The sequence below is a fragment of the Chryseobacterium metallicongregator genome, assembly GCF_031324065.1.
Classification (GTDB): domain Bacteria; phylum Bacteroidota; class Bacteroidia; order Flavobacteriales; family Weeksellaceae; genus Chryseobacterium; species Chryseobacterium metallicongregator.
The window spans coordinates 1-17,037 of the sequence record NZ_JAVIXS010000022.1 but is presented as its reverse complement, the minus strand read 5'-3'; the positions used below and the strand labels follow the sequence as shown (position 1 = coordinate 17,037).

Genomic DNA, 17,037 nt, shown 5'->3' with positions numbered 1-17,037 from the left:
TACATTAAGCAATCTGTCTTTTTGCCAATTGAGAGAAAAGTCCTTCAAGCTCCATCAGTTCATCATAAGTTCCTGTTTCAACAATCGTTCCTTTATCCATCACATAAATACGATCTGCATTTTTAATAGTGCTTAGTCTGTGCGCGATGATAATACGGGTTGCCTGAAGTTTATCAAGGCTTTCTGAGACAATATTCTGGGTTCTGTTATCCAGTGCACTGGTAGCTTCATCCATAAATAACAACCTTGGTTTATGAACAATTGCTCTCGCAATCATAAGACGCTGTCTTTGTCCTCCTGAGAAGGTTCCTGCTCCTTCACTTACAACTGTATGCATTTCCATAGGCATTTTTTTGATGTCTTCTTCCATTCCGGCCATTCGTGCTGCTTCCCATGCATCATCTAATGTCAATTCTGAATTTCCGACAATGTTTTGATAGATACTTCCTGACATCAAAGATCCATTTTGCAGTACGACTCCGATTTGTCTTCTAACCAATTCTTTATTCATTGAATCAAAAGAATCACCATCAAAATAAATAGATCCCAGTTCAGGATACTCAAATCCTAAAAGCAATCTCATAATGGTAGATTTTCCTGAGCCTGAAGCACCTACAAAGGCAACCATTTCTCCTGGTTTAATTTTAAAAGTGACATTATTCAAGACCAGAGGCTGATCTTGATTATATCTGAAGGAAACGGAATTCATTTCTATATCCCCGGCTAGTTCACCCGGATCCACGCTTTGTTCTGCAGATTCTGTCTCCTCTTCCAAAATAGGTTTTACTCTTTCATACAGAGTGACCACATTGAGAGATGTTATTAAAGCCATGCTCAGCTTTAGACTATCATTCAGAAATTGATTAAATGCTGTAATGAATGCCATAAATGCCCCAACTGTTAACATTGCCGTTGCGGTATCAGAATTAAGTACTGTATAATACAGGAAAGAGAAAAAGAAAATACTTGTAAGAAGCGGATAGGAGGCATTAAATGTCTCCACAAAGTTCTGATAACTTCCTGAAACAAATCCTAATTTTTTTAGTTTTGAAAACTTATCTGCCCAAAGAGCGAAAACCCTTTTTTCTCCACCTGTTATTCTAATTTTAGAAATACCTGATAAAAACTCAAACAGAAACCCTTGTATTTCTCCCTGATATTTGGAAACTTCTCTATCATATTTCAATTTCAAGCAACCAATAGTAATCATAAAAATAACTGCAATAAGGCCTAGTATTACACCTATCAAAGCTAGTTTTGAATCATAATAAAAGAGAAGTGCGAGATTCACAAAAGAAAATGCTCCACTCAATACCGCTGTCATCAGCGTGCTTGAAACAATCTGACGTATAGCATTAATACTTAAAACTCTGTTTGTAAGATCTCCTGCACTAAAATTTTTATAAAAAGTAACAGGCAATCTTAGCATATGGTCCATAACGCCTGCCTGTAAATTAATACTGGATTTGGTTTCCAGTCTTTGCTGCAGAACACCTTTCGCAAGATTTAATCCTGCTGTTACCAGAGCCATCATAATCATAATGGAAAAGATCTCAATATGGAGAGACCTGTCTGCTGTAGGAATTACATCATCATACATTATTCCAGATAAGATGGGTACTAATAACCCCATCATACTTCCTGCTAAGGCGGCAAAAATCAATAATTTTGCATCTTTTCTTACTCCTTTTGTAGCAAAACGGGCTACTTTCCTTATAGAATTCATTTTTCCGTCAAATCCAGAGAAGAACATATAACCAATTGGCTCTAATGTTTCTGCAATCTCATTATTAACGGTTGATTCTATACCAGTAGATAAATTTTTTATAATATAGCTATTGGATGTTGCCTGTAATAAAGCTACAGGTGTTTTGTCTTTTTTTGTAAATGCTAAGAGATGTCCGTTTTCATCTTTCCACCAGACTCCCCTCAGTATAATTTTTCTTATTCTTATTTTAGAACTTTTGGCTATGGCATATAATTGATTCGTAACACTATTTTCATAGGATTCTATATGCCTGGGCTCGTCCATTTTAAATCCGGACTGCTCTCCTATTAAGCGGCAGGTAGAAAAAAGAATATTTTTTTTATTAAATAGGGTTGAGTTTTGGATATGAGCATGCTCCTCATTACCCGCTACAATAGACCTTATTTTCTGTAATGTAGCCCTGATTCCCTCTTCTTCTATTAAAAGTTTCTCCTGAAAATGTTTACTTTCTTCCTGTTTCTGGGTCTCTATAATCGTATTAAGCTGGTTATAAAAATGTTCTTCCAGCTTTGTTAATGAAAGCAAAAAGTAAATTTCATCCTGAAGGACTTCTCTTGTACTTAATACCTTCACTTCAGTTCCATCAGTTAGCGACCTGATCCACAACTTATTAGATACCGGAGTGAGAAACCCAGGAAGTTTATCATAGCTAATATTTGTACTTTCCGCATATATGTTGACCTCTCCCTTTAAAATATGTATCCAATTGATTCCACTTGACGGGAAGGCGATACTATTTTTCTCTAATTGTGTTATTTTATAATCATCTAATGCCTTGTAAACTCTGGGACTATTGCTATTGCATACGATAGAGGTTGTCTTTGAAATCCACTTATTCATCATATTCTTTAAAAAGAAATGATCCATCTCCAGAAGGTTGCTCTTATCAATAGGCAGTAGCTTGGCTTCATTTGAAAAAGCAATAAGCCTTGTGTTATTTCCAGCATTGTTTTCTGTTAATAAGCTGAATATGATTTCTCCTTTCTGCACTGTATAAAAGTGCTTTAACGGGATAAGATAATTGCCTTCTTCATCAACTTTAGTATAGAATACATTTACCTCACCTGAAAGTACCATCCAAAATTTGTTGGTATCATTTAGGGTAAAAGGATTTTCAACATTTATATATATCTTTTCTTTTACGGGCATGGTATTAGATTTTATTTCGTTTCAATTAATTTGGAGTAAGCTCCATTTTTTTTCATCAATTCATGGTGTGTTCCTCTTTCTACTATTTTTCCATATTCCATTACGATAATCTCATCACAATCAATAATCGTACTCAGCCTATGCGCTACAATCAGACAGGTACAACCTCTTTTTTTTATATTATCCATAACGATCTTTTCTGCAGTTGGGTCTAATGCGCTGGTAGCCTCATCCATTACCAGAATTGAGGGGTTTGTAGCTAAAGCTCTTGCAATTTCTAACCGTTGTCGCTGTCCTCCGCTAAAATTGGATCCACCTTCTAAAACAGAGCTGTCATAAGCATCATTTCGGGATGCAATTACGTCATGAATAGCAGCATCTCTGGCAGATTGAATAATACTTTTATCAGAAATAGTGGTATCCCAAAAAGAAATATTTTCTTTGATAGTTCCGTTGAATATCAGGACGTCCTGATCTATTACGGCTAATGATTCTGTAATAATATTTCTTGGTATTTCTTCTCTGTTTTTTCCATCAAGTAAAATTTCGCCGGTCCAGGGTTTGTGTAATCCGGAGGCTATTTTAGCGACGGTTGATTTTCCACTTCCTGATCCTCCCACCAGGGCCACTCTGTTTCCGGGCTTTAACTTTAAGTTGAAATTTTCTATAAGAGCGGGTAATGTTGTATTATAACCGAAGGTAACATTCTTCATTTCAAAATAACCTACCAGTTTATTGTCCATTTCAGCTTTAACTATAGGTGTTCCATCTTGAAATTCCTTAAATTGATCATCCACTTCATAATTGATAACATCGTCTATTCTGTTCATATCACTTTCTGTTTCATGTAACATCGCTCCTACAGAAATCAGTTGATTAACAGGTGATATAAAATTGCCCATCAAATAGGTGAAAGCTACCAGTGCACCAAGAGTCATCTCGCCATCCATAATTCTTAATGCTCCTACTCCTAAAATAAATGTAGTGGTAAGAGAGGTAACAAGAGGAGGAATTGCATTAAGCCTGATCGTAAGCCATCCGAGTTCTTGCTGTGCGTTCGTTACCTTTGCAAGATATCCTACCCAATTGGTAAAAAAATCATTTTCTCTTCCTGATGCTTTCAGGGTTTCAATCATACTGATTCCAGATGTTGTCGTTCCCAGAAGCTTACCATTTTCATTACTCAGGCGTCTGTTGCCATCTTTTCTTGCGGTAGAGACATATCTTAAGACCATTACATTGATACCTGCCATAAATATCCCTATCAAGGTCAAAGGAATATCATAGGAAAACATCAAAAAGGCATAAAAAACGACTACAATTATATTAAGTGCGGCGTTGGCAAGATCTCCACTTAATAATTTGGCTACTTTATCATTAAGAGAAACTCTATTTCCAATTTCTCCGCTGTAACGTTGGGTAAAAAAGACGATTGGTAAATGAAATACATGCCACAAAAATTTGCTGGAAGTAGTAAGAGCGAGCTTTGTTTCTAATTTCAATAGATAATATTGCTGGATATATACCAATACCGAGTTAACTATTAAAACGGCTCCCATTATAAGAAGTAATGGCATTACAAATCCTGAATATCCATTGATCAGATATTTATCTATAAATATTTTGATAAAGGATGGGATCACCAGCCCGGGAATAACTAAGAATAAACTGGCTAATATAAGATAGATAATACTCAGCTTAGAATTAGATATTCTGGCTGCTAAAGAAGACATTAACCCTCTTTTTTCGTTTCCTTTTTCAAATTTATCACCTGGATTAAAGGTAAGCACTACCCCTGTATAAGCTTCATCAAACTCATCATGAGTCACCTGATATCTTCCTTGTGCAGGATCACTTAAATATACTTTTTTCTTTGTAAATCCTTCTAAAACCAAAAAGTGGTTAAAATTCCAAAAGATAATAGAAGGCGTTTGAATTTGCATTAATTTTTCAATGGATTTCGAATATCCTTTTGCTTCCAGCCCAAATTCTTTGGCGGCTTTTATAATATTGGTAGCCTTTAATCCGTCTCTGGATACTCCGCAGGCAATTCTTAATTTTTCCAGCGGCACAAATTTTCCATGATGTCCTAAAATAATACTTAATGCCGCAGCTCCGCACTCTACACTTTCCATCTGCAAAACTGTAGGAACTTTTACAGGCCTCGCCAGTTTTCCTATCACAAAATTTGTATTCTTTTCCATCCGTAAAACTCTATTATTAGTATAGATCAAAAAATTTCTTAAATGCAGGAACTACAATGGTAGCAGGAGGTTCTTGTTTTATTGTGATTTTCCCGTTACATGACGTTCCTTCCTTTATTGAAATATTGGGACCCTTGGCAGAGGTCCATTTGAAACCGCTATAAGATTTAGGATCTTTCTCAAATTCTACATGCACTTCAAACAGAGGGCCTGAGGCTAATAACCCTTTAGCCAGCTGATCGTTTTTTACTGAAGTCATCATTCCTCGTTCAGTAATAGGAAAATCAGAAACATAGGTAACTTTTCCTTCCATAAACCCATATTCCTGAGGTTGTACAGTAGACGGGACAACAAGAGCTTCCATCCCTTTCCTAATTTTTTTTCCATCCTGAGAAGGGATATACAAAACTCCTTTGAGTACGGCAAAGTTTTCTGTCCCTTTATTTTTTAATTTAAATAATGGTGTTCCTGCTCCTACAACTCCTCCGGCATCCGTTAAAACTTCTACAACTTCTCCATCATAAGGGCTTTTAATTTTATTCTGAGTTTCATATCTTTCTGATAAAAACTGAAGATTTCTTTCTGCTTCTGAAATACGCTGATTTTGCAACGTAATTTTTTGTTGTAAATCAAAACCCAGGTTATGCTGTTGGCTTGATGCTTCCGCCATTTGTCCTTTTAATCTTTCTATTGTGTTTTTTGAGGCGTCTATCTGTTGTTTCGTTCCTGCTACCTGAGACTTTATAATGAGTCCTTTATTCAGTAGATTATTCTCTGATTCGAGTTGGCTGTAAAGGAATGCCAGTTTTTTCTTTTCAGCTTCTATTTCTCCCTGAATACTGACTCTGTTCTGGTTAATTAATTTTCCTTCAAGCTGATTTCCTTGACTGCCATAGGCCATTAGTTTTCCCATCTCAAATTTTCTATCTGAGAGTACAGCCTTTGCATCTTCGATTTGCTGATAAAGTTCGGGCTGTTGAATAGTAGCAATAATATCTCCTTTTTTCACATCATCTCCAATAGAGACATGAAGCTTAACAAGCTGACCTTGAGAGGTAGCAACTACTTCATGTACTTCTCCTCCAAGTACCACTCCTGTAGCATTCAATTTTGTTTTTACCGTACCCATTACTGACCAGCAAATTCCTGTTACCAATGCAATAAAAACCGTAAAAAGGGCAATCCAAGCTTTGGGCCCCGTAACTTTTATGAGCTGATCTAATTTCTCCGGAGTAGACAGTTTTTCTAATGCTGACTTTCTAAAAAACCCTGCTGACATAATTTTAATATTTAATAATTAGAGATGTTTGGTATCGTGTAAAAAACATTCTGATTTAAAGTGAATCCTTTATCTCCCTGAGATATTAATGTTCCTGTTTCATGTCTCAGATTAATAATGGCATTGGCAAATTGCTGGTATGCCTGAAGGTATTCCAATTCTGAGGATGTAAGCCTTTCCTGAAATAAGATTACATTAAGAATAGTTGTTAGCCCCGCTTGTAATTTTACCTGTTCGTTATTAAAAGCATCTTTGTATGAATTAAGAGCTTCTTTTGCTTTTTCTAAAACAACAACACTATTATCCAGAGTATTGATGGCATTACTGATATTCAGCTCTATGTTCCTTTGTAGATTATCATTTGAGATTTTCTGATCATTTAAGGCAACGAGGCTTTTGGCATAGTTTCCTTTCGCAAGATTATTATTAACAGGGAAAGTAAATGTCAGCTTAGCACCTGCGCCTAAATTCCTTCCTTCATTATTAGTAAATGAAGAAAATGTTTTGTCTATTCCATTTCCTGCAATGGCACTTCCATAGAAAACAAAACCAGTAAGATCTAATTGAGGTTTTGTATTGTTTTCTGCAAGTTTATACTGCATTTCCAAGGCATCAGAAATTTTTTCAACCGCTTTCAGATCACCTCTTTTTTCTTTAGCTATTTTAATCAGAGTATTTCTATCAAGTCCTTCTCTGTATTGAGATTCAGTAATAGCTGGAAACTCATTGGAAGGAGTATCCAATTGGAGGCTTTCTTCATTACTTAGTCCTATTACTCTTCCCAGATTTATTCTTGCTGTATACAAATTTTGTTCTGCAAGAGCTGTCAGTTTTTCCTGATTAGAGAGGTCTGCATTAACCTGGGCCAAATCTCCGGCCGGTTTTTTATCTGCTTTTATAAGCTCTCTTGTAACTTCCATTACATTTCTTACCCGACTTTCATTTTCTTTATAAATTTCTAAACTTCTATAAGCCAGATAATAATTCCAGTATGCTTTACCAATTTGCAGAATGGTATATGAATTATTAAACTCATTATTGCTTTTAGTATTTTCTATATAAAGCTGAGAGACTCTTTCTGATAAAGTAGTAACCTCTCTTCCCCTTCCTCTTAATAAAGGTTGTGTCAATGAAAAATTGACAGATCCCAGATGATTTCCCCAGAAAGGCCCAACAAGTTGGTTAAAGCTGTCATAAGGAAAGTTATTATTATTAAAACCATATTTAAGACTTATGTCTGTTATTTGTCCTGTTCTTAATTTTTTACGTACTCCGGCTGAAAAGTCCAGGGTGTTTGTCTTCAAAAATTTATCTATATATTGATTTCTTGTATCAGCATCGAAAAGCGTGTACCGGTTATGTTTCACAGAAAGTTCAGAAAATAAATTGATATCAAATGCGCTTCTCTGGATCTGAAAATCACCCTCAGCATCCTGGATTGTATAACCACTTCTTACGATGTCCGGGTTTTTTTCAAATGCGATATTCGAAATTGTTACCAAATCGCTACTTATCTTTGACTGTCCATAGAAATTAGTGATACCGATCCCTGTAAAAAATAAATAGATAAATTTATAAAGTCTCATTTTACCAATGAATATTTCCGGGATTAAACTTCTGAAAATCTGTGAAGTATCTGTCCAAAGCGAGCTCCTGCATTGGCAACACCATCCAATACATTCATATCTATAAGATCTTCTTCCTCAGGATTTCCATATCCTAGCTGGTCTGTTGTTTTACGTAATCTGTTTGAAAGAAATAATGCCAGAGCATAATAGAAATTGGATCTGAATTCAGGGTTTTCTGCCATTCTGGAACTTATTGTATCACGAGAAATCTGATATATTACTGATGGTCTGGTTACAACTACAGAAACTGATGGCGGCCTTGATTCCAGGAAAGACATTTCTCCTACAATTTCTCCTGCTTCTAGTGTTGCAATACTGTCTCCATTGCTATTATCTGCATATATGGATAATTGCCCAGATAAAACAATAAATAAACTATCTATTGATTCACCTTTATTTATCAGCGTATATCCAATGGGTAGTTCTAATTTACTTCCATTATGAATCATCCATTCCACATCTCTGTCATTTAATTGACCTAAGAAAAAAAGTACTCTTTTCATAATTATATTTCTTTTAAGGTTATGCTAAAGTATTTTGTTTTACGTTGATAGTTTCGCCAAAAAAACTGCTATTCCTGACGTTTATTTATTTTTCTCAACGAATTATACAATCCCTTATAATCTGTTATCACACGATTATTATTCTCATCTGCCGGTTTAAGCTTTTCCTCCTTATTCATCTTCTGGGGTTTTACAGGGATATTGATATACAAATAATCCGGATCTGATTGATCGGTTACTTTAATTTTCTTACCCATAGGAGTTTTTTTTCCAAAGAATTTTTCTAAAGCTTCTTCTGGATTTTCTATTAAATATTTTTTGAAATCTTCATTTTCCCAAGCTTCAGAAATAATTCTAAAAAATGCTTCTTGTCCTCTCTTTTGTTCTTCTGTTAAGTTCATATTTTTGTTTTATACCTGTTATTCTAAAGAGTTTATGAGTTCTTTAGGGGTAATATTATATTGATCTGCAAATAATCTGGAAAAGTAATGCACATCATTATACCCTACTGCATATGCGATTTGAGAGATAGATTTTTGTATATAGTCGTCTATCATCTGTTTAGCTTTATGAAGTCGCAAGACTCTTATATATTTATTAGGCGTCAGATACACCAGGTTAGCCACTTTTCTGTGTAACTGCCTTTCACTCACGGCCATTTTATAGGAAAGCTCATAAAGATTTAATTCATTCTGGTTCAAAGAACCAAAAATTTCTTTTTCTAAGTTTACAAGCCAATCCTGATCTACTTTTGCTATTTTCTGGGGATTAATCTCATCAGAGCACAACCCACGTACATTTTCATTAGACTCATAGATATCAAAAATTTCCGGTCGCCCACGAAATGTTAGGTTCAATGTTTTTGCTTTTGTTTTCAGCATCATTTCTTCAATGATATCACTTATTTCTTTGCTACTTGAAAATATGATTTCATCCTTTTTTTCTTTATGATGTAATGCTGTGCTCTTGCTTACGGTAATGATATTCTCTAACGGGTTTCTAATATTCAGGATAATCTGTTCCAAAACATCAGGAGAGTTCCAGTCTATAGTTTTTGCTGTATTCATTTTAAAAGGGGGATTTTATTAAACAGTTTTGTAATTTCATTTTTAGCTAACCAGATATCTATTAGCATCATAAAAACCTTTAAGCCCTTCATAGTTCATGGATACAGGAATTGTTTCTGATCCCAGATAATTAATAGAATCACCTATTACATCTGCTTTTATGCCCATCAGATTCATTACTCTTAAAAGCTTGCTGTCGCATTCTGCAAAGGCAATACTATTTTTATCATTACAAATTGGGGTAATGGCAGAGACCATTAATCTCTTAAACAATGTACGGTCCTGATTGGTTTTGTTTGTTGCAAATCTTCCAATATGCCATACTGAAGAGGCGTTTTGAGAACAACCAATATCTAAAGGATTGATATTGAATAACTTTTGAATAGGAAGTGTTGTTTTGTAATCCCACTTAATTACTCTTATAGAACCCTGGATGCTTCCCATTGTATCTTTTACAACAAAAATTTCAGAATTTTTGAAATAGCTTAGTTCTTCATTATATACGTCTTTCACATCATTTTGAATTTCCATTTCTGGTATCACATTATCAGAATGATGATTGAAGTTTTCTTCTACTACAAATTGGGCTAGCTCTGCGAGCTGTTCCAGCTCTAATTGATTCAAGTAATTTTGTGTGATTCTCATGGCTTAGTTGTTTTTAACAAATCTACTTGGCAGGGATGTCAATTCCACTACACCATATTGTAGTATTCAACTGAAAGCCAAACAACTACACTTTGGTGTAGTAATTTGATTTTTCTTTGCAAAAACTTAATCCCTATTTAGGGATTTAAATAAATAACCATGATTTAATGTGAAAAAGAAAAATTTTACTCCGCAATATCATTTATTATGTTCATTTTATATTATTTTTGTATAAAACTGACAAAATAAGCATGGATGAAAAAGATTCTTTCTTTAATCATAGAAATACAATAAGCAGCGTAACTGAAGAGGAGAAGGAACAACAATTCAGTTATCTGGAATCGATTAAGGCATTTGCAAGAGCCACATACACTAGCATTTATGTAATTGATTATATGAAGCAGGGGTTTGAATATGTTTCAGACAACCCGCTTTTTCTTTGTGGCAATACTCCGGAGCAAGTATTGGAGATGGGATATGCTTTTTATTTTAAATATGTTCCTCAAAAGGACCTGGAACTCTTATTAAAAATCAATTCTGTAGGATTTGATTTTTATGATAAGATTCCTCTTGAAAAAAGGCTGGATTACACCATTTCTTATGATTTTCACATTATAAACAAGGAGAATAAAAAGATATTAGTTAATCAAAAATTAACGCCTTTATTTCTTAATAAAGACGGAAAAATATGGAAGGCAGTATGTCTTATTTCTATTTCTTCAGAGAGGGATTCCGGGAATATTAAAATATATCAAAATGGAGAAAATAAAGTCTATCATTACAGACTGGATCAAGATATATGGGAAGCGGAAAAAAAAGCAGTATTATCCAAACGAGAACTTGAAATATTACAGCTTTGTGCAAGAGGATTCACGATTAATGATATAGCAAAAGCCATATTTATTTCTCCGGATACAGTAAAGTTTCATCGAAGAAAATTATTTGAAAGATTAGAGGTAAGCAGTATTACAGAGGCAATTGCATACGCTACAAATAATAAATTGATTTAGTGTAAGAATGTCTCCCATAGATTTAACAATCTCATTGATAAACAGCGACAATAAAATATAATATAAGCTCTTCTTCTCTGGATATATGCTCTGATGTTAAGCAATCAGTCCGGTGAAAAATTCTTTAAGAGTAAATAGAAATCTCTTATTTAAAATGAATACTCCATGGTTTCAAAGAAAACCTGTGGACAGAATTGCTTGGGTTATTAACAGAGTAAGAATTATCTTCTGTTGAAAGGGAAAACGTTCTAATAAAAAGCTATTTCTTTTTCAAATATTGAGAAACATCTACAAGTTCATATTTAGGACTTCTTTTCAGGAACTCATTAAGAAATGCTGTATGAGTAGCTCCCATAATTATCAGAACCCGGTCATCTTTTGTAACAGGAAGTTGGTTTAAGTTTGAAAATATTCTTAAATTTCTTTTATAAAATTTACTCGCTTCATCCGCTCCTTCAAAATTTCCTTTAGTACTGCTGTACGTTAAAATATCTGCATTAATGTTAATCAAACCTTCTAAAGTCTCTTTTGAATTGAAGAAAATTAATTTTTCTAACGTTGACAAACTCTCCACTTTAGCAAATTTTTTAAAAAGGTTAAGTTTATAATTCTTTGAAGTCATACTGTCTACCGGATCTTTCAACTCATCTGCAATATTATAGTTGTACATTGCTGTTTCTTTATCATCAATTCCATAGATATTTTTTACCCCTGAAACTTTGGCTACTTGATAGGCTAATGCTTCTACTTCTCCCTTATATTTAGTATTATATTTTCCGTCATGTAAAAAGTTAGAATAATCTTTCTTAAGTTCTTCGTTATTATTTGGAATGATTTCCACACAAATCATTGTCGGTTTAAAATCTGCCAACATATTAATTATAGCATCAATCTCAACACTATTTTTATCTGAATCGTATTTTACCTTATTGGCATCAGTAGTATTTCCCATATGGAAAACACCTAAGTTCAAAACTTTAGATTTTTGTCCAAATAGATTAAACCAACCTAATACTATGATTAATAATATAAACTTTCTTATTTTCATAACTTTAAATGATGTTATAACTATAAATATCTACCTAAGCTGTTCAAATATTACTTTCTTCTGGAACTCTAAATCCTCTTGAGAAAGCTTGTTTAATTTTCTTTCGATGTTTTCTACCGCACTAAGCTCAAAAAAATCTTTTACGATCCCAAATTCTGTGTGTAAGTCTCTGGATGATGTATTCACCTCAAAATAAGGAATATCTCCTCTTAACATTTGAGCGATTTCATGTTGCAGAATAAAACGTAAATCAGAACCTTCAGGAATATCTTTAAAAGCAATGGAAAGATAATCTTCAATTCTTTGTGTGTATTTTTTTCTGTCCTTTTGATTGTTAGGTAAATTCATGACATTTAAAATTTTACCATATACATTGGTTGAACGCCATATATACCTCACAGGAAGGTTATTAAATTTTTGAATGGGTGAACTATCAGATAGTAAAAATGCTTTTTCACTTAGAAACAGGTTATAACATTTTTCAAAGCCTGATATAAACTGATCGGAATATTCATCCACGAAAACATTCTTACCATTAAAGGTGGGAATATTATTCTGAATATAATCTACTTTGACAGATTTGTATTCCATTTTCCAGTCTTTAGTAAACTTATTGACTCCTTCCTTTTTGGTCACAAAGGCATGCGTATTTTTCGAATATCCCAAACCACACATCCCTGCCGGAATAAATTTCGCATCATTCCCAAAAGGTAAAAGCGCACAATTAATTACAGTATCCTGTTTATCTATATTTTCTAAATTAAGAGTATCAAACGATTTGAAATTATCTCTTAGATGTTCTGAAATCTGAGGCTGTATCGAAGTTTCATGATCAATCACTACAGGTGTATCGCCATTCGCAATAAGGTTTTCAGCATGAAAATCAGTAGAATTTAAAAGATAAAGAATACATAATAAGTATCCCGCTCTTTCATAATAACTCTTTATTTCATTTTCTGAATTGCATGGTTTTCCCAGTACAAATTCCTGCCAATGATAATCTTTTTTATTGAGTATTTGATATTTGTAATCCCCGAGAGAGAGATAATCATTAATCCAGTCTAGGAACAGAAAAAGAGAATGAGAAATTGATGCATTGGTAGGCTTGAAAACCAATTTATTCCCATTTTCTAAAAAAACCATAGAGGTTGAAAAACCATTATGAAAATCACCTTCTCCTATTTTGATATCCTGAACTGCAATAGATTTGTTTTCAATTAACATATTGTCAAATAGTTCTGCAGAACAATCTTTATATGATTCAATGATCTTGGTGTATTGATTGTGAATTTTATTTTTCTGCAGAGGCAAATACTCATCTAAAACAGGAAATTGACGACGGACGTTTTGCCAGTTATCTTGTATTAAATATTCAAAGAAATCTTCAAAAGCTAATTCATTATTATTTCTAATAAATTCTGGCAGCATCCTTGTGATATTTCTCTCATAAATAGAGCACAGATAAGAAGTCATTCTTTCTTCAACAAAGGTTGGTTCTTTTAAAGTGGAATTGGTCATTTTCTATTAGTTTTTTAATATTTATAACGTTCTTATCTTAAAGACTTTTCTTTTCTAGAAATGGATTCAAGGTAATTATCTCTGACAAAATTTTTACCATTTTGATTAAATGCATTTCATTCATCCAGCCCGGTACTCAATATATTTAATTGAAAGTCAATCGTTTTAACAGGAAGATATGATTTAAAATAAATAAAAAGAGAATGTGCATTCTCTTTTTATTTATGTATTCAGTTTTTATGAATAATACTATCCTACAGTAGTAGCAGTATCTTCAGTCAAACCGTTTCCAAAGCAGCTTAAGAACTGGCAGCTTCCGATTGGAACTGTTTTACCACCTGCAACCATTCCTAATTCTTCTTCTGATAATTCAAATTCTTCAATATCACCACCAAATAAAGCATATGAAAGATATGATAGGTTGATGTAGTATGTATCATTATCTACTTGATCTACTACTACGATTTTTTTGTTTCCTCCAAGAGTAAAATCTGAATGAAGTTCTTTAATTGCCTCAACAGGGTTGTTTACTAATCTTGCTTTGTAATCTGCATCGTTTAAAGCTTTAAACATTACTTCTCTAACTAGTTCTTTTTTCTCTTCTGAAATTGCTTGATAACTCATAATTTTTGAATTTTTAAATGTTAATTAATTTTTTTGTTTTTATTTATTGTATCTAGATTTATACTATTTCTGCAGATGGTTCTGTTATACTACCACCAAAGCAGCTTAAGAACTGGCAGCTTCCAATTGGAACTGTTTTACCTCCGGCAACCATTCCTAATTCTTCTTCTGATAATTCAAATTCTTCAATATCTCCTCCAAATAAAGCAAATGAAAGATATGATAGGTTGATGTAGTATGTATCATTATCTACTTGATCTACAACAGCGATTTTTTTGTTTCCTCCAAGAGTAAAGTCCGGGTGCAATTCTTTGATTGCCTCAATAGGGTTACTTACTAATCTTGCTTTATAAGCTGCATCATTTAAAGCTTTGAACATAACGTCTCTAACTAGTTCTTTTTTCTCTTCCGAGATGGCTTGATAACTCATAATTTCTAAATTTTTAAGTTTTAATGTTTATTTTATTTTTATATTCTTTATTTCAGGCGCACACTGCTCCAGAGAAGGCTTTTTGAAGCGCCTTCCAGACAACAATTATGACTTATATGGCGGGTGATCTTTTAGTTAGAAACTAAAGAGATATCTTTTAATAATCCCCCTAGAGTTTGTTTCCATGGATAGGAATAAACTGGAGAAAAGGGGTTTAAGGATAGAGATATATTTTGAATCCATGACTTTATCTTTCCATTCATTAATTTGTAATTCATCAAATTTTTGGAATGAGTAAAGGGAAAATTTCATGTCAAAGAATTGTAATATTAATTTTATCTCCGGATTTTTTATTTTTTTTCCTTCAATTCCAGCAAATGCCAATGAAAAAAGCCTTTGTTCGTCTTCATTATTTTTCGTCAAGGTGATGATAGCTTTCACAACGATTGTAACCGTTTGACAAACATTAATCACTTCACTTTCTTTTTCAATGTTAAAATTATGTGTCCAATGACCTACAGGATAGGCAAATTGATCTCCATCAATTAAATATTTTAACATATCATTACACAAACTAAATGCTCTATCTACTTCATTAAATAAAAGATGTGTTTTAATTATATTTTGTATCTGCAGCGTCTTATGGGTGAATAACTCAGGATATTTTCCCAAAAGATAATCATCATTTTGAATGGCTAGATGAGAGTATTGAACTGATTTTTCATAATGATTCAATTTATAATGATAAAGTGCCATTATTGGATAATAACCCATATATAAAATAGCCTTTTCATTCTCATTTAGATCTACTGTCATCATGCATTCGTTAATCGTCATACATGTCTCTTCAGATCTTATATCTTTTTTTTGTAATTCGATAGCAAGGTTAGAGAATAATAAAAATAGTTCATTAGTAATCTCAACATTCTCTGTTCTTACCTCTTGATCAATAAGTTCAGTTAATTTTTCTCTTGTTAATTTTTCCAATTTTAAAAGTGGCATGTCTTCATTTTGAAACATAATTTTGAGAAAACTATTTATTGTTTGCATAGAGTACTTTGAATGCATTGGCCTCTCCAAAGTGTTTCCTAAATTCTGACTAACCATCATACTATTAAAATTACATGTTAAATTATTTTTTTTTAAGTTCTCACTATTATTTATTCTGAGCAGTCATGGATAACAATTCTTTTTGTATGGCTTCTACATTCCATGATATTGCTTTTTATATTTTAATACAATTTTTAAAAGCAGGAAATAAAGAGTCTGTTAAATCTTTCCAAATCATTTGTCCTCCTCCTGCGATTATTTCTAATTGTTCTTCTGTCAGTTCTGTATTCTCTAACTCCGGCTCTGCTGGTATATTCAAATACACTTTAGATTTATCTGTCTGATCAACAACAACCAGCTCTTTTCCCTCAGGCAAAACCACTACTACACCTGTCAGTTTTTCTATTGCTTCTATTGGGTTTGAGAGTAGTTCTTTTCTAAATTCCGCATCCTCCCAAGCTTTAGATATAACTGCCTGTATAATTTGTTCTTTTTTGTCTTCCATAACATTGCCATTTTGTTGATGTAAAGGTAAAATGCTTTCTTTGTATAGATTTGCCAAGTTTTACTTCAAAACTGTCAGTTCTATTTCTTTTCGTTAATTATCTTTTTTTAACATCTGCTCCTGATAATTTCCATTTTTAATAAGGTAAAAGTAGAAAGTATTTTCTCTATAGATTTGCCAAGTTTTACTTCAAAACTGTCAGCTCTTTTTCTTTTCCTTCAGTTATCATTTTTAGCATCTGCTCCTGATAACTTCCTTTTTTAATAAGGTAAAAGTAGAAAGTATTTTCTCTATAGATTTGCCAAGTTTTGCTTCAAAACTGTCAGCTCTTTTTCTTTTCCTTCAGTTATCATTTTTAGCATCTGCTCCTGATAACTTCCTTTTTTAATAAGGTAAAAGTAGAAAGTATTTTCTCTATAGATTTGCCAAGTTTTACTTCAAAACTGTCAGCTCTTTTTCTTTTCCTTCAGTTATCATTTTTAGCATCTGCTCCTGATAACTTCCATTTTCAATAAGGTAAAAGTAGAAAGTATTTTCTCTATAAATTTGCCAGCTTTTACTTCAAAACTGTCAATGATTACTATCTGTTATATTCAGTTATCATTTTTA

The 17,037-nt window shown here is 33.1% G+C and carries 15 protein-coding genes; 1 reads left to right on the top strand and 14 read right to left on the bottom strand.

The features are described from left to right. Positions 1-4: 4 nt before the first annotated feature. The 8 genes from REB14_RS23620 to REB14_RS23585 all read right to left on the bottom strand — a co-directional run bounded on the left by REB14_RS23620 (position 5) and on the right by REB14_RS23585 (position 10,243). Positions 5-2,917, bottom strand: a complete 2,913-nt coding sequence (locus REB14_RS23620; RefSeq protein ID WP_309523448.1) for an NHLP bacteriocin export ABC transporter permease/ATPase subunit — start codon at positions 2,915-2,917, stop codon at positions 5-7. Between the two features lie 11 nt (positions 2,918-2,928). Then, positions 2,929-5,121, bottom strand: coding sequence for an NHLP family bacteriocin export ABC transporter peptidase/permease/ATPase subunit (locus REB14_RS23615; protein WP_079243634.1), 2,193 nt, complete (start codon positions 5,119-5,121; stop codon positions 2,929-2,931). A gap of 16 nt (positions 5,122-5,137) precedes the next feature. Continuing rightward, on the bottom strand, positions 5,138-6,400 hold the full coding sequence (locus tag REB14_RS23610; RefSeq protein WP_309523447.1) for an NHLP bacteriocin system secretion protein: 1,263 nt from the start codon (positions 6,398-6,400) through the stop codon (positions 5,138-5,140). 11 nt (positions 6,401-6,411) lie between these two features. Beyond that, on the bottom strand, positions 6,412-7,986 hold the full coding sequence (locus REB14_RS23605; RefSeq protein WP_079243636.1) for a TolC family protein: 1,575 nt from the start codon (positions 7,984-7,986) through the stop codon (positions 6,412-6,414). A gap of 23 nt (positions 7,987-8,009) precedes the next feature. After that, positions 8,010-8,531 carry a cyclic nucleotide-binding domain-containing protein gene (locus REB14_RS23600; protein ID WP_047426351.1) on the bottom strand — a complete coding sequence of 174 codons (522 nt, stop codon included), beginning with the start codon at positions 8,529-8,531 and terminating at the stop codon, positions 8,010-8,012. 68 nt (positions 8,532-8,599) lie between these two features. Continuing rightward, on the bottom strand, positions 8,600-8,932 hold the full coding sequence (locus REB14_RS23595) for a hypothetical protein (protein ID WP_079243637.1): 333 nt from the start codon (positions 8,930-8,932) through the stop codon (positions 8,600-8,602). 18 nt (positions 8,933-8,950) lie between these two features. After that, positions 8,951-9,598 (bottom strand): helix-turn-helix transcriptional regulator, encoded by a 648-nt coding sequence (locus REB14_RS23590; RefSeq protein ID WP_079243638.1) that lies wholly within the window; start codon positions 9,596-9,598, stop codon positions 8,951-8,953. A gap of 42 nt (positions 9,599-9,640) precedes the next feature. Continuing rightward, positions 9,641-10,243 carry a hypothetical protein gene (locus tag REB14_RS23585; protein WP_099049868.1) on the bottom strand — a complete coding sequence of 201 codons (603 nt, stop codon included), beginning with the start codon at positions 10,241-10,243 and terminating at the stop codon, positions 9,641-9,643. Between the two features lie 251 nt (positions 10,244-10,494). Here REB14_RS23585 and REB14_RS23580 point away from each other — a divergent pair, with 251 nt between their 5' ends. After that, positions 10,495-11,253 (top strand): response regulator transcription factor, encoded by a 759-nt coding sequence (locus REB14_RS23580; RefSeq protein WP_079243639.1) that lies wholly within the window; start codon positions 10,495-10,497, stop codon positions 11,251-11,253. 259 nt (positions 11,254-11,512) lie between these two features. Here REB14_RS23580 and REB14_RS23575 read toward each other — a convergent pair whose 3' ends face one another. The 6 genes from REB14_RS23575 to REB14_RS23550 all read right to left on the bottom strand — a co-directional run bounded on the left by REB14_RS23575 (position 11,513) and on the right by REB14_RS23550 (position 16,485). Next, a complete protein-coding gene (locus REB14_RS23575) occupies positions 11,513-12,301 on the bottom strand; it encodes a DUF5694 domain-containing protein (protein WP_185117004.1) in 789 nt (262 codons plus the stop codon). Between the two features lie 30 nt (positions 12,302-12,331). After that, positions 12,332-13,819: a type 2 lanthipeptide synthetase LanM gene (gene lanM, locus REB14_RS23570; RefSeq protein WP_309523446.1), complete on the bottom strand. Its 1,488-nt coding sequence runs from the start codon at positions 13,817-13,819 to the stop codon at positions 12,332-12,334. Positions 13,820-14,068: 249 nt separating this feature from the next. After that, positions 14,069-14,443 carry a hypothetical protein gene (locus REB14_RS23565; protein WP_079243641.1) on the bottom strand — a complete coding sequence of 125 codons (375 nt, stop codon included), beginning with the start codon at positions 14,441-14,443 and terminating at the stop codon, positions 14,069-14,071. 58 nt (positions 14,444-14,501) lie between these two features. Further along, positions 14,502-14,873 carry a hypothetical protein gene (locus REB14_RS23560; RefSeq protein ID WP_047426365.1) on the bottom strand — a complete coding sequence of 124 codons (372 nt, stop codon included), beginning with the start codon at positions 14,871-14,873 and terminating at the stop codon, positions 14,502-14,504. 135 nt (positions 14,874-15,008) lie between these two features. Beyond that, complete coding sequence (locus REB14_RS23555; RefSeq protein WP_145953320.1) at positions 15,009-15,923, bottom strand: hypothetical protein; 915 nt, start codon at positions 15,921-15,923, stop codon at positions 15,009-15,011. Positions 15,924-16,098: 175 nt separating this feature from the next. Then, the gene (locus REB14_RS23550) at positions 16,099-16,485 is read right to left on the bottom strand and encodes an NHLP leader peptide family RiPP precursor (RefSeq protein ID WP_309523445.1); all 387 of its coding nucleotides are present in this window, start codon (positions 16,483-16,485) and stop codon (positions 16,099-16,101) included. Positions 16,486-17,037 lie beyond the last annotated feature (552 nt).

Excerpts from the sequence above, each read along its gene's own strand:
- REB14_RS23620 (WP_309523448.1), bottom strand. The coding sequence starts at position 2,917 with ATGCCCGTAAAAGAAAAGATATATATAAATGTTGAAAATCCTTTTACC.
- REB14_RS23615 (WP_079243634.1), bottom strand. The coding sequence starts at position 5,121 with ATGGAAAAGAATACAAATTTTGTGATAGGAAAACTGGCGAGGCCTGTA.
- REB14_RS23610 (WP_309523447.1), bottom strand. The coding sequence starts at position 6,400 with ATGTCAGCAGGGTTTTTTAGAAAGTCAGCATTAGAAAAACTGTCTACT.
- REB14_RS23605 (WP_079243636.1), bottom strand. The coding sequence starts at position 7,986 with ATGAGACTTTATAAATTTATCTATTTATTTTTTACAGGGATCGGTATC.
- REB14_RS23600 (WP_047426351.1), bottom strand. The coding sequence starts at position 8,531 with ATGAAAAGAGTACTTTTTTTCTTAGGTCAATTAAATGACAGAGATGTG.
- REB14_RS23595 (WP_079243637.1), bottom strand. The coding sequence starts at position 8,932 with ATGAACTTAACAGAAGAACAAAAGAGAGGACAAGAAGCATTTTTTAGA.
- REB14_RS23590 (WP_079243638.1), bottom strand. The coding sequence starts at position 9,598 with ATGAATACAGCAAAAACTATAGACTGGAACTCTCCTGATGTTTTGGAA.
- REB14_RS23585 (WP_099049868.1), bottom strand. The coding sequence starts at position 10,243 with ATGAGAATCACACAAAATTACTTGAATCAATTAGAGCTGGAACAGCTC.
- REB14_RS23580 (WP_079243639.1), top strand. The coding sequence starts at position 10,495 with ATGGATGAAAAAGATTCTTTCTTTAATCATAGAAATACAATAAGCAGC.
- REB14_RS23575 (WP_185117004.1), bottom strand. The coding sequence starts at position 12,301 with ATGAAAATAAGAAAGTTTATATTATTAATCATAGTATTAGGTTGGTTT.
- lanM (WP_309523446.1), bottom strand. The coding sequence starts at position 13,819 with ATGACCAATTCCACTTTAAAAGAACCAACCTTTGTTGAAGAAAGAATG.
- REB14_RS23565 (WP_079243641.1), bottom strand. The coding sequence starts at position 14,443 with ATGAGTTATCAAGCAATTTCAGAAGAGAAAAAAGAACTAGTTAGAGAA.
- REB14_RS23560 (WP_047426365.1), bottom strand. The coding sequence starts at position 14,873 with ATGAGTTATCAAGCCATCTCGGAAGAGAAAAAAGAACTAGTTAGAGAC.
- REB14_RS23555 (WP_145953320.1), bottom strand. The coding sequence starts at position 15,923 with ATGCAAACAATAAATAGTTTTCTCAAAATTATGTTTCAAAATGAAGAC.